The sequence below is a fragment of the Serratia sp. CMO1 genome (assembly GCF_015689115.1).
GTDB classification, from domain to species: Bacteria; Pseudomonadota; Gammaproteobacteria; order Enterobacterales; family Enterobacteriaceae; genus Serratia; species Serratia marcescens.
This window is the reverse complement of the sequence record NZ_CP065032.1, coordinates 1,185,262-1,197,847: the sequence shown is the minus strand read 5'-3', so window position 1 is coordinate 1,197,847 and position 12,586 is coordinate 1,185,262. Positions and strand designations below refer to the sequence as shown.

The window sequence follows — 12,586 nt, the reverse complement described above, 5'->3', positions numbered from 1 at the left end:
CCACTTTCCTGGCTGAAACCGTACAGCGCCGCCCCTTCGGGCGGCGTTTTTTTTTTGGTTATTTCTGGCAGCCCGGGCACCAATAAAACGGCCGCGACGACAGGTCGGTACGCACGATCATCCCACCGCAGCGTTCGCACGGCTCACCGCTGCGATGAAACACCTTGAAGCGAAACAGCGCGCCGTGATGCCGGTTGTCATCCGCCTGCCCGCGCGTCTGGTAGGAAAGGCGCGGCACCGCCAGCGACGCCTCCGCCAGGCGCCGCAGCGCCTCTGGCGCCAGATCCTGCGGTTTGTGCTGCGGCGCCAACTCGGCCTGCCACAGGATTTCGGCGCGCAGATAGTTGCCCAATCCGGCAAGAAACGCCTGGTCGAGCAGCATGCCACCCAGCTGCCGGCGACGAAAACGCGGCGTCAGCAAACGCTCCTGCACCTCATCCACCGTCAGCGACATGTCCAACACGTCGGGGCCGATGCGTTGCAAAAACGGGTGTTGTTCTATTTCCTCGCGCGGCCCGAGGGTAATGTCGGAAGCGCTGTAGAGCAATATCGCGCTGCGGGCGGTTTCCAGCCGCACCCGCAGTTCGCGTTTGGTCTCCGGCGTCTCCCCCGCCGCCGCCACTTTCCACACGCCATACAGCTGGTTATGGCTGTACATCGTCAGCCCGTTGGAGAAATGGGTCAGCAGCGCCTTGCCGCGCGGCTCGATGGCGACGATGCGCTCGCCGAGCAAACGCTGGCGGTAGTGCTTCAACTGGGGAAAAGTGAAATCGACGGCGGTCAGCGGCTGATCGATCACCGCCGCCGCCAGTTTGTCCGCCGCCCGGCGGATCTCCGGTCCTTCCGGCATAGACCACTCCTTGCGTAGACCCGGCGCAACCCGGTGCGCCGGGAGTGTTCTTGATTAATGCGTCGCGCCGCCCACCACTTTCAGATCGTGTTCCACCTGCAAAGCGATGGAAACGGCCAGCTCCAGCGCAAACAGCACCGTCGAAGCCGCCATGCTCGGCGCGCCGGGGTGCGCCGCCGCCTGCTCAGGCAAATACGGGATATGGATAAAACCGCCCTTCACCTCGCGTTGGCCGCTCAAACTGTGCAGCAGCCCATACATCACATGGTTGCACACGTAGGTGCCGGCAGTCTGCGAAACGGCTGCCGGAATGCCGGCCTCGCGCATCGAACTCACCATCGCTTTGATCGGCAAGGTGCTGAAATAAGCCGCCGGACCGCCGGCGACGATCGGTTCGTCCACCGGCTGCTGCCCCTGATTGTCGGGGATACGCGCGTCGTCGACGTTGATCGCCACCCGTTCAATCGTGATGTCGGTGCGGCCGCCGGCCTGGCCGATAGCCAGTACCATCACCGGCTGCACCTCGTCGATCGCCGCGTTGAGCGCCTCCAGCGCCGCGCCGAACACGCACGGCAGCTGGCGCGCCACAATGCGCGTGCCGACCAGTTCCATATCGTTGAGCTGCTTCACCACTTCCCAAGAGGGATTGAGGCGCTCACCACCAAACGGCTCGAAGCCGGTGATCAATACTTTTTGCATCCTTACTCCTACAGGAACATCAGGAAATACAGCAGGAACACGTTAACCAACAGCAGCAGCACGCCGGTCGGCACCTGCGCCTTGATCACCGCATTCTTGTCCGGCAACTCCAGCAGCGCCGCCGGCACAATGTTGAAGTTCGCCGCCATCGGCGTCATCAGGGTGCCGCAATAGCCGGAGAACATGCCGATCGCCGCCATCACCGCCGGGTTGCCGCCGTGTTGCAGCACCAGGATCGGAATGCCGATGCCTGCGGTGACGATCGGGAACGCGGCGAAGGCGTTGCCCATCACCATGGTCAGCACCGCCATACCGATAGCGTAGACCGCCACGGCGATAAAGCGGTTATCCACCGCCAGATACTCCTGGGTCAAATGCGAGATTGCGGTGCCGACGCCGGCGACGGTAAACAGCAACCCCAGCGTGGCGAGGATCTGCGGCAGAATGAACGCCCAGCCGATCGAATCCAGCAGGCGCCGCGCTTCCTGTATCGGCTGCAGGGCCTTCTCATGGGTCATTTTCACCGCGATCGCCAGACCGATCAGGCAGCCGACAGTCATCGAGAACAGGGTGATCAGCGTCGCGTGGTTACCGCTGCCGAACACCGCGCTTTGCAACGCCGGCACGTTGTTGAACAGCAGCACGCCGATCACCGTCACGACCGGGATCGCCAACGCGGGGATAAACAGCTTGTTGCCCAAACGCTTGGCGCTGGCCTCGCGCTCCTGCGGCGTTCGCTGATGATAGCTGCCGAGGCGCACGCCGCCGAAGCCGGCGATCAGGGCCATCACCACCACCACCCCGCCAACGATGATATGCAGCATGCGTTTCTCGTTGCTGCCTTCGCCGAGCACGTCGCCCAGCAGGCGGTAAGTCCAGTCGCCGACCAGGAATACCAGGCCGTACAGCCCCCAAAACAGCCCGGTGGTGATGCGGCGCGGGTTGGCGCGATCGCGGAAGGACATCACCGCCACAATCAGCAGCACCGCGCCGGCCAGCCAGTAGAGATATTGTTGCTGGAAGTTCATCGCGCCTCCCCCTTCGCCTGCAGCGCCGCCTGATTCAGCTGCGCCAGCTCGGCGCTCAGCTGTTTATCCATCCGATACAGCCGGAACGCGTGGATCAGGAAGGCGAAAATGGCGGTCGGAATGCCCCACAGCGCGATATGCAGCGGCTCGGTCTGAATGCCGCCGGACTCCAGCATAAAGTTATGCATGAAGATGATCGCGCCGAAGGCCACGAAAATATCCTCGCCGAAGAACAGCCCGACGTTGTCGGTCGCGGCCGACATGGCGCGCAGGCGGTGGCGGGTGCGCTCTGGCAGCTCGCCGTAGCGGTTTTCCGTCGCCCCTTCCGCCATCGGCGCCAGCAGCGGCCGCACCATCTGCGGGTGCCCACCCAGGCTGGTCAGCCCCATCGCTGCGGTGATCTCGCGCACGAACAGGTACACGATCAGCAAACGGCCGGCGGTGGCGCTTTTGATCTTGGCGATCCACGCCTGCGCCCGCTCTTTCAGCCCGTGTCGTTCCAGCAGGCCGATCACCGCCAGCGGCAACAGCAGGATCAGCGGCAGGTTGCGGGTATTGAGAAAGCCCTCGCCGAGCTTTTCCAGAATGACGTCCAGCGGCATTAGCGCCGCCAGACCGGTGATGATGCCGGCGGCGATCACCACCAGCACCGGATTGAAACGCAATACAAATCCGACCACGATGGCGGCGATGCCGATCAGTGGCCAGAGATTCACGGCCTGTTCCATAGTCTTCCCTCAATATTTTCTAATAGTTTTTTGCTTGTGATGTTGTGTCTTGCTTTATTGCTCCGCGCTGACGCGGATGCCCTGCTGAACAAAACTGTCCCGCAGCTTGCGCGCATACGCCAGCGCATGCTCGCCGTCCCCGTGCAGGCAGACGGTTTCCGCCTGTACGGCGGCCCAGACGCCATCCACGCTGCGAACCCGGTGATGGCGCACCATCTCCAGCGTTTGCGCCAGCGCCTGTTCGTCGTCCTCGATCAGCGCCCCCGGCAAACCGCGCGGCACCAGCGTGCCGTCGGCCTGATAGCCGCGATCGGCGAATACCTCTTGCCGGGTGGTCAGGCCAAGTTGTTCCCCGGCGCGGATCAGCGCGCTGCCGGCCAGCCCCACCAGCCGCAGCGCCGGATCGACCGCCTGCACCGCCCGAGCGATCGCTTCCGCCAGCGCCGGCTCAACCGCCGCCTGGTTGTACAGCATGCCGTGCGGCTTAACGTGCACCATCACTCCGCCCTCGGCGCGGGCGATGGCCGCCAGCGCCCCGAGCTGATACACCACCTGCGCGTAGACCGTTTCCGGCGGCAGCTGCATGCGGGTCCGGCCGAAGTTCTCCCGATCGGGAAAACTCGGGTGGGCGCCAATCGCCACGCCGTACTGCAATGCCCAGCGCACCGACTGACGCATGGTCTGCGCATCGCCGGCGTGGAAGCCGCAGGCGATGTTGGCCGAACTCACCAATTGCAGCAGCGCCTGGTCGTTGGCGCAGCCTTCGCCGAGATCGGCGTTCAAATCAACGATCATGTAACCCCCAGGCAATCTGTCGAAGGAAGAGATCCTGTTCGGCCTTGGCGCGCTGCGCCTCGGCCAATGAGCAGAGAACGAAGTGGATCGGTTCGCCGAGACGGACCTGCGCCAGATGGTAGAGATCGGCTTCGATCACGCAGGCGATGCGCGGGTAACCGCCGGTGGTTTGCGCATCAGCCATCAGCACGATCGGCTGGCCGTTGTGCGGCACCTGCACCACGCCGGGCATCAGGCCGTGCGACAGCATCTCTCTCTCAGTGGTGCGCGCCAGCGGCGTGCCGCCATGCAGGCGGTAGCCCATGCGGTTGCTCTGCGGGCTGAGCTGCCAGGCGGTGCGCCAGAACGTGTCCTGCGCCTCTTCGCTGAACTCGGCGTACTCCGGCCCCGGCAAAGCACGGATGCGGTTGGTGAACAGCAGCTGTTTCACGCCGCAGGAATGTTGCGGTTGAGCGGCAGAGTTGCCCAGCGGCAGCCGATCGCCGTCCTTCAGGTTACGGCCTTCGTGGCCGCCAAAGGCGGCTTTCATGTCGGTGCTGCACGATCCCAGCATTTCCGGCACGGCGATACCGCCCGAGATCGCCAGGTAGCTGCGCATGCCGCGTTTCGGCGTGCCCAGCGCCAGCCGCTGCCCCTTTTTCACCGGATAGCGCCAGCCGGTCCACAGCGGCTTGCCGTCCAGCTGCGCGTCGCAGCCGGCGCCGGTCAGGGCGATCCAGCCTGCGCGGGTAAACTCGGCGCTGAACTGGCCGAGGGTGATCTCCAGCCCGGCGGCCTCCGGCGCATTGCCCACCAGCAGGTTGGCGATCTTCAGCGCCGGTTGATCCAGCGCTCCGCCGGTGCTGATGCCCAGACGGCGGAATCCCTCGCGGCCCAAATCCTGCACCGTGGTATAGATGCCGGCGCGCAGAATAATCAGCATACGCCCTCCTTCTGCGGCACAAAGCGTACGTTATCGCCCGGACGCAGCAGCGTCGGCGGCATTTCATGCGGATTGAACAACGCCAACGGCGTGCGGCCGATCAGCTGCCAGCCGCCGGGCGTCACCAGCGGATAGATGCCGGTCTGGCCGCCGCCGATGCCGACGGAGCCGGCCGCCACCGCCAGACGCGGTTCAGCGCGGCGCGGCGTCGCCAGTTGTTCCGGCATGCCGCCCAAATAGGAGAAGCCCGGCTGAAAGCCGAGAAAATAGACCACATAAGCTGCCGCCGCGTGGCATTCCACCACCTGTTGCGGCGTCATGCCGGTATGGCGCGCCACCTCATCCAGGTCGGGGCCCTGTTCCCCGCCGTAGACAACCGGAATATCCACCTGGCGCGACTCCGGCGTCAGGCGCTCTTTGCTTTCCCAGCCCTGCTGCAGCAACGCCAGCATCGCTTCGGCGTCGGCCTGCGGCGTATGCAGCAACAGCGTCAGGTTGTTCATCCCCGGCACCACTTCCCGCACGTCGGGATGGTGATTCAGCTTTTCCGCCAGCGCCCAGATGCGCTGCTGGCTCGGCAACGTCACCGGCGGCGACAGTTCAAGCACTACCGCTCTTTCACCCAACAGGTAATAACGCGCTTGTTGCACCCTTATTCTCCTTATTATTATCGCGCTGAAAAACACACCAGTTATGCGTGACGCGGCCCCGGCTGTCAATAGAGCGCAACCATAAGGAAAATAAGGAAATAGCGCGATAAAAGGATTCAGCCGGCGCACAGGCCGGGCTGGATCCGGGGAAGAAAAAAATCAGGCGGGATTCGGGATATCGATAAAGGTCACATCAAAGCCGTGGTGCTGGGCCAGCCACTCACCCAACGCTTTCACGCCGCCGCGCTCGGTGGCGTGGTGACCGGCGGCGAAGAAATGTACGCCCATTTCACGCGCGCTGTGAATGGTCTGCTCAGACACTTCACCGCTGATGAACGCATCGACGCCGAAACGCGCCGCGCTGTCGATAAAGCCCTGGCCGCCGCCGGTGCACCAGGCCACCCGGCGAATATGTTCAGGCGCGTTATCGCCGCAGTGCAGCACCGCGCGCCCCAGTCGGCTTTCGATACGCTGCTGCAGCGCTTCACCGGTCAGCGGCTGTTCAAATTCGCCGTGCGGCACCAGCGGCTCGACGTCGCCAATCACCCGGATGCCCAGCGCCTGCGCCAGCTGCGCGTTGTTGCCCAGCACCGGATGCGCGTCCAGCGGCAGGTGGTAGCCGTACAGATTGATATCGTGGGTCAGCAGCGTTTTCAGGCGATTGCGTTTCATGCCGCGCACCGCCGGCGCCTCGTTTTTCCAGAAATAGCCGTGGTGTACGATAATCGCGTCGGCCTGATGCGCCACCGCGGCGTCCAGCAGCGCCTGACAGGCGGTGACGCCGGTCACGATGCGCTGTACATGCGCACGCCCCTCTACCTGCAAACCGTTGGGGGCGTAGTCCTGAAACGCCGCGGCGTTCAGTTCCGTGTTGATCAGTTGTTCCAGATCGAGGTTACGCATTCTCTTCTCTCTTCATAGTCAAAATGTCTGCCGGTCGCCCTGCGCCATCAGGATGAATTTCACCCCCAGATCGTTGCCCTGCGCCAGCTGCTGCGCAATGGCGGCGCGCGCGTCTTCGCCCTGCTTCAGGCTGGGCTTGATGTGGCTGATGACCACCGGCAGACCGTTCAGCGAGCCTTCGCCGCCGCTGTACTGCGTCAGGTTCTTCAGCTCCTTCAGCAGCCAGGCCGGCGTCAGATGGCCGTACAGATGTTTGTCCTCCACCCCGTTGGGGTAAGAGGTTTCGATAATCATGCCCTTGAGCTTTTTCTGCTCGACAAGCGGCCCCAGCGCGCGCCAGACGGTATCGAGATCGCGCGACTGCTCCACCTTATCCGGCCCGGTATCGCCGAAATAGGCGAAGAACTCGTTGCCGTTGGAAATCAGCAGCATCGACGACGGATAGCGATCGTGGCTGAGCGGATACATCACGCCGGTCAACCCGGTCAGGCCGAGGGTAAATCGCTGCTGCGGACGCACCGTTTGCAGCCGGTAGGTGCCCAGCCGCGCACCGTTGCCGGCGTCGGTAAAGTTCGGCCAGGCCTTCCAGTTAAAGTAGTGATTACGCAGGGTCAGCACAGTGTCCGCCTGGGCGTAAACGGTTTTTTTATTATCCTCGGGCGAGCCGACGATCAGCCCCGCCACGTGGTCCAGATGGCCGTGGCTGATGAAATAGCCGCCGATCAACTGCCGGAACACATGGCCCTGCGGCGTGTAAGGCGCGGCCAACTCGGCGGTCACCTGCGGGAAGCTGCCCTTCTCCAGCCCTTTGGCGATGCCCGGCAGCAGCGAACCGGCGTCCAGCGCCACATACTGCGGCTGATTGTCGCTGCGGATCAGGTAGGAAGTCAGGTTGCCGTCGCTGACGCCGCCGTCGACGCCCAGCGCCACCACGTCAAAGCCGGCGATCGCCAGCGCGGAATAGCCGCTCAGGCACAGGGCCAACACCTTTTTCATCATTGCGTCGCTCCTTGCAGTTGCCTCAAGACTCTCCCCGTTTCGCCGCCTCGAACGCCGCCAGCGTCTCCAGGCGGGCTTGCTTATGATCGACGATCGGCAGCGGGTAATTCAGCACGCATGGCTGCTTTTCCGCCCAACGGTGAGGATGATGGATGTCATTGTCGGGCACATCCGCCAGTTCCGGCAACCATTTACGGATAAAAGTGCCTTGTGGATCAAAACGTTCACCCTGCGTCGTCGGGTTGAAGATGCGGAAATACGGCGCGGCGTCGGTGCCGGTGGACGCCGCCCACTGCCAGCCGCCGTTGTTGGCCGCCAGATCGCCGTCCAGCAGTTGCGACATGAAGTAACGCTCCCCGGCCCGCCAGTCGATCAGCAGATCCTTCACCAGGAAACTGGCGCTGATCATGCGCAGCCGGTTATGCATCCAGCCGGTGGCGTTCAGTTGGCGCATGGCGGCATCGACGATCGGGTAGCCGGTCTCGCCCCGCTGCCAGGCCTGCAGCTTCGCCGCGTCATCGCGCCAGCGCACTTTGTCCGTCCAGGCGATAAACGGCCGATGGCGGCACAGCTCGGGATAGGCCACCAGCAGATGGCGGTAGAACTCGCGCCAAATCAGCTCGTTCAGCCAGGCGAAAGCGCCGCTCTCGCGATCTTCCAGCAACCGTGGGCATTCGGCGCGCAGGCGATTGAAGCACTGGCGCGGCGACAGCGCGCCAATCGCCAGATAGGGCGACAGGCTGCTGGTGCCGGCGATGGCGGGCAGATCGCGCTGCCGAAGGTAATCCTGCACCTGCTCACGACAAAAGGCGCGCAGCCGCTGCAGCGCGGCCTCCTCGCCGGCGGGATAGTCACCCCCGATGTCCGCCGCGGGATAATCGAACGCCGCCGGCGCCTCAGGCGCAGGCAACGCGCCACCGGCACGGGTTTTAGGCGCCGGCAGGCAGCTGAGATCGGACTCGGTCAGGCGCTGAATGAAAGCGTTGCGAAACGGCGTATAGACTTTGTACATCTCGCCGCCGCCGGTTTGCACGCTGCCCGGCGGCAACAGCAGGCTGTCATCGAAACCGCGGCACGCCACCCGGTCGCTCAATCGCTGTTCCAACCGCGCATCGCGGCGCCGTTCATTCAGTTCGTACTGGCGATTGTAAAACAGCGCATCTACCTGCTCTCGCTCGCAATAGTCCGCCAGCCAGTCGATCGACGAGGCAAAGTCCGTGCCAGCATGGCAATGCAGCGCAATGCCTTTTTGCGCCAACGCCTGCTGCACCGCCCGCAGGCTGGCGTGGATCAGCGCCGCCTGCCGCGGCGCCATCTCATGTTGCCGCCACTGCTGCGGGGTGGCGATAAACACCGCCAGCACCCGGGCTTCGGGATCGCTGCAGGCGGCGTGCAGCGCTTTGTTGTCGGTGATACGCAGATCGTTACGCAACCAGACCAGATGCGTGGTCATAAAACTCCTTGTCAATCAATGGCCGTAACGCAAACGCAGCGCCTCCGGGTAAGGTTCGAAATAACGTTGTTCCGCCAGATAGCGGTCGGGGTATTCCGCCATGTAATGCTTAAGCAGCGCGATCGGCGCCAGCAGCGGCTGCATGCCCTGCCGATAACGGTCGATCAGGTGCGCCAGTTCCTGACGCTGCGCCGCGCTGAGCTGACGGCGGAAGTAGCCCTGCACGTGCATCAGCACGTTGGTGTGGTTGCGCCGCGTTGCTTTGTGCGCCAACAGCGCCATCAGGCGGCTGCGGTATTCCACGGCGAAGGCCTCCAGCGAGTCCCAGCGGTGAATATCGGCGACGAAGCGCCCCAGCTCGCGATAAGCCGGCTGCGAATGCGCCAACAGTGAAAGCTTGTAGCGGCTGTGAAACGCGATCAACCCGCCGCGGGTCAGCCCCTGGCGCCACAGCATATTCAGCTCATACAGCGCGTACACCCGTTCAATGAAGTTTTCCCGCAATGCCGCATCCTGCAATCGTCCGTCTTCTTCCACCGGCAGCCACGGCATCTGACGCAGCAGTTCAGCGGTAAACAGCCCGACGCCGTTTTTACGCGAGTCTTTGCCGTTCTCGCTGTAGACCCGCACCCGCTCCAGTCCGCAGCTCGGCGACTTGGCGCAGACGATATAACCGCACAGGTGCTGCAACGCGGCCACGCGCTGCGAGGAGAAACTGCGCATCTCCTCAGTCAGATCCACGCCGGCGTCGTTGCTGTAACGCATCGCCGGCCACGGCTGCGCCTGTTTCACCAGGCGCAGCGCCGGGCGCGGCGTAGGCAGACCAATCGCCATTTCCGGGCAAACGGGCTCAAAGCGCACATAGGGCGCCAACTGTTCCACCGCAAAGGCCAGCCGCTTATGGCCACCGTCGAAACGCACCGCATCGCCCAGTAAACAGGCGCTGATGCCGATAGGGATCTTGTCACTCATACCGCTCTCCCGCGTTGTTAGCCGATTGAGGAAAGTGTAGAAGAATGGCTTGCCGAATACGACCTTGCGCTTGATAGGGGCGGCTATAGGCATAAAAAAACCCCCGCCGCAGGGCGAGGGTTTTTCGTGAATCAGTAGTGGCTCAGTAGAAATCGCAGGACGCCAGTTCCGCCTGCTGCAGCCAGACCGGCTTATCGCTGGTTTTTGACCAGACGCGGTGCAGGTAGCTGTAAAAACGCCCGCGATCGCTGCGGAACAGCATCACCGGCAGGGCCAAAATGCCCGCGATCACCACTGCGCTGCGGCGCAGGAGAATCCGATGCAATGAATAAGCGTGATAGGTCGTAGACATGCGAACCTCCTTAAAAACGCCTGCCGTTGATTTGTCAGGGAAAACGGCGTGGGCGTATCAAATGAACAATCGGTAATTTGGTAACTGGACAAAATTTTAGCGCACTTGATGAAAGTTTACTACTCATCCGACCACCAAATCGCACAAAAAATCGCTAATCACCATGCTGATTCGTAATTTTGTTACAATCAAGTTAATTTTTAACTAAACATGGGTTACATTGTGGTTATTATTCGGTTCTTCATCCCACGCCTCAGCCCCTGCTTATTCACACATCAGGCGCAATCTCGCCGCAAGCAGGCTGCCTGAAATGGCCAATTTCCGCTGAAATTTCAGTCATTTTTATACTTTTTTTACACCCGCCCGCGCGATTTTTTCATCTTCTTTCTACCCCGCTCCCTACACTGCCTCTATCAAAAACAACACCTCTGGAGGTGTCCCGTGAGTTTCAGCGTTATTGGTGGTGCGCTGTTGGTTCTGCTGCTGTTGGCCTATCTGGTCTACGCCCTGTTTAACGCGGAGGATTTCTGATGGCGGCTTCAGCCTTTTTACTGATCGCCAGTTTCCTGCTGGTGCTTCTGCTGCTGGCACGGCCGCTGGGCGGTTTTATGGCGCGCCTGATCGAGGGTGAGCCGCTGCCTGCGCTGCGCGGGGTGGAAGCCGGGGTCTGGCGCGCCTGCGGCATCCGCGCCACCGAAATGAACTGGTGGCAGTACGCGCTAGCGATCCTGGCGTTTAACCTGCTCGGCCTGGCGCTGCTGTTCGCCCTGCTGATGACGCAGGGCTCGCTGCCGCTCAACCCGCAAGGCTTCCCGGGCCTCTCCTGGGATCTGGCGCTCAACACCGCCGTCAGCTTCGTCACCAACACCAACTGGCAGGCCTACAGCGGCGAAAGCGCCCTCAGCTATTTCAGCCAGATGGCCGGACTGGCGGTGCAGAACTTCGTCTCCGCCTCCACCGGCATCGCCGTGGCCTTTGCGCTGATCCGCGCCTTCACCCGCCGCGCCGGCAAGACCGTCGGCAACGCCTGGGCCGATCTGTTCCGCATCACGCTGTATGTGCTGCTGCCGATCGCGCTGGCGATCGCCCTGTTCTTCGTCAGCCAGGGCACGCTGCAAAACTTCCTGCCTTACCTGCACGTCACCACGCTCGAAGGCGCGCAGCAGACGCTGCCGATGGGGCCGGTGGCCTCGCAGGAAGCGATCAAAATGCTCGGCACCAACGGCGGCGGCTTCTTCGGCGCCAACTCGGCGCACCCGTTCGAGAACCCAACCGTGCTGACCAACTTCGTACAAATGCTGGCCATCTTCCTGATCCCCTGCGCGCTGTGCTTCTCCTTCGGCCAGTTGGCCGGTGAAAACCGCCAGGGCCATGCGCTGATCTGGGCGATGGCGCTGATCTTCGTGGTGGCGGTGGTGGTGGTGATGGTCGCCGAGCTGGCTGGCAACCCGCACCTGAGCGCGCTGGGCGCCGACAGCAACATCAATATGGAAGGCAAAGAGTCGCGCTTCGGCATTCTCGCCACCAGCCTGTTCTCGGTGGTGACCACCGCCGCGTCCTGCGGGGCGGTCAACGCCATGCACGACTCTTTCACCGCGCTGGGCGGCATGGTGCCGATGTGGCTGATGCAGATCGGTGAAGTGGTGTTCGGCGGCGTCGGCTCCGGCCTGTACGGCATGCTGCTGTTCGTACTGCTGACGGTGTTTATCGCCGGCCTGATGATCGGCCGCACCCCGGAATACCTGGGCAAGAAGATCGACGTTTACGACATGAAGATGACCGCGCTGGCGATCCTGGTCACGCCGACGCTGGTGTTGCTGGGCAGCGCGCTGGCCATCGGCACCGACGCGGGCCGCGCCGGCATCCTCAACCCGGGCGCCCACGGCTTCAGCGAAGTGCTGTACGCCCTGTCTTCCGCCGCCAACAACAACGGCAGCGCCTTCGCCGGGTTGAGCGTCAATACGCCGTTCTACAACCTGCTGCTGGCCTTCGCCATGTTCGTCGGCCGCTTCGGGGTGATCCTGCCGGTGCTGGCGATCGCCGGTTCGCTGAGCGCCAAGCAGCGTCAGCCGGCGGGCAACGGCACCCTGCCGACCTATGGGCCGCTGTTTATCGGCCTGCTGATCGGCACCGTGCTGCTGGTGGGTGCGCTGACCTTCGTGCCGGCGCTGGCGCTGGGCCCGGTGGCCGAGCATTTGCAGCTTTGGTTGGCAAACTAACCGACGTCACAGAGAG

The 12,586-nt window shown here is 63.0% G+C and carries 14 protein-coding genes; 2 read left to right on the top strand and 12 right to left on the bottom strand.

What is annotated here, in order from left to right:
• Nucleotides 1-58 precede the first annotated feature (58 nt).
• The 12 genes from nei to IT763_RS05520 all read right to left on the bottom strand — a co-directional run bounded on the left by nei (nt 59) and on the right by IT763_RS05520 (nt 10,351).
• Nucleotides 59-850: an endonuclease VIII gene (gene nei / locus IT763_RS05575; RefSeq protein WP_176063571.1), complete on the bottom strand. Its 792-nt coding sequence runs from the start codon at nt 848-850 to the stop codon at nt 59-61.
• A 54-nt stretch (nt 851-904) separates the two neighbouring features.
• A complete protein-coding gene (gene pcp, locus IT763_RS05570; RefSeq protein ID WP_206195239.1) occupies nt 905-1,549 on the bottom strand; it encodes a pyroglutamyl-peptidase I in 645 nt (214 codons plus the stop codon).
• A gap of 8 nt (nt 1,550-1,557) precedes the next feature.
• The gene (locus tag IT763_RS05565; RefSeq protein WP_016928733.1) at nt 1,558-2,577 is read right to left on the bottom strand and encodes a DUF979 domain-containing protein; all 1,020 of its coding nucleotides are present in this window, start codon (nt 2,575-2,577) and stop codon (nt 1,558-1,560) included.
• Nucleotides 2,574-3,305: a DUF969 domain-containing protein gene (locus tag IT763_RS05560; protein WP_016928734.1), complete on the bottom strand. Its 732-nt coding sequence runs from the start codon at nt 3,303-3,305 to the stop codon at nt 2,574-2,576. The genes IT763_RS05565 and IT763_RS05560 overlap by 4 nt, the downstream gene beginning before the upstream one ends.
• A 54-nt stretch (nt 3,306-3,359) precedes the next feature.
• On the bottom strand, nt 3,360-4,100 hold the full coding sequence (gene pxpA / locus IT763_RS05555; RefSeq protein ID WP_016928735.1) for a 5-oxoprolinase subunit PxpA: 741 nt from the start codon (nt 4,098-4,100) through the stop codon (nt 3,360-3,362).
• Nucleotides 4,090-5,022 (bottom strand): 5-oxoprolinase subunit PxpC, encoded by a 933-nt coding sequence (pxpC, locus tag IT763_RS05550; protein WP_016928736.1) that lies wholly within the window; start codon nt 5,020-5,022, stop codon nt 4,090-4,092. The genes pxpA and pxpC overlap by 11 nt, the downstream gene beginning before the upstream one ends.
• Nucleotides 5,016-5,672, bottom strand: coding sequence for a 5-oxoprolinase subunit PxpB (gene pxpB, locus IT763_RS05545; protein WP_016928737.1), 657 nt, complete (start codon nt 5,670-5,672; stop codon nt 5,016-5,018). Before pxpB ends, pxpC begins: the two co-directional genes overlap by 7 nt.
• 159 nt (nt 5,673-5,831) lie before the next feature.
• Nucleotides 5,832-6,575, bottom strand: coding sequence for a type 2 GTP cyclohydrolase I (locus IT763_RS05540; RefSeq protein WP_074055151.1), 744 nt, complete (start codon nt 6,573-6,575; stop codon nt 5,832-5,834).
• 18 nt (nt 6,576-6,593) lie between these two features.
• Nucleotides 6,594-7,574 (bottom strand): MBL fold metallo-hydrolase, encoded by a 981-nt coding sequence (locus IT763_RS05535; protein ID WP_206195238.1) that lies wholly within the window; start codon nt 7,572-7,574, stop codon nt 6,594-6,596.
• Between the two features lie 22 nt (nt 7,575-7,596).
• Complete coding sequence (gene phrB / locus IT763_RS05530; RefSeq protein ID WP_206195237.1) at nt 7,597-9,027, bottom strand: deoxyribodipyrimidine photo-lyase; 1,431 nt, start codon at nt 9,025-9,027, stop codon at nt 7,597-7,599.
• A gap of 15 nt (nt 9,028-9,042) precedes the next feature.
• On the bottom strand, nt 9,043-9,999 hold the full coding sequence (locus tag IT763_RS05525; protein ID WP_016928741.1) for a DUF523 and DUF1722 domain-containing protein: 957 nt from the start codon (nt 9,997-9,999) through the stop codon (nt 9,043-9,045).
• Between the two features lie 142 nt (nt 10,000-10,141).
• A complete protein-coding gene (locus IT763_RS05520; protein ID WP_004939916.1) occupies nt 10,142-10,351 on the bottom strand; it encodes a YbfA family protein in 210 nt (69 codons plus the stop codon).
• Nucleotides 10,352-10,792: 441 nt separating this feature from the next.
• On the opposite strand from IT763_RS05520, the gene IT763_RS05515 reads away from it, so the two are divergent.
• The gene (locus tag IT763_RS05515) at nt 10,793-10,882 is read left to right on the top strand and encodes a K(+)-transporting ATPase subunit F (protein WP_016928742.1); all 90 of its coding nucleotides are present in this window, start codon (nt 10,793-10,795) and stop codon (nt 10,880-10,882) included.
• The gene (gene kdpA, locus IT763_RS05510) at nt 10,882-12,570 is read left to right on the top strand and encodes a potassium-transporting ATPase subunit KdpA (protein ID WP_049300332.1); all 1,689 of its coding nucleotides are present in this window, start codon (nt 10,882-10,884) and stop codon (nt 12,568-12,570) included. The genes IT763_RS05515 and kdpA overlap by 1 nt, the downstream gene beginning before the upstream one ends.
• Nucleotides 12,571-12,586: the final 16 nt, after the last annotated feature.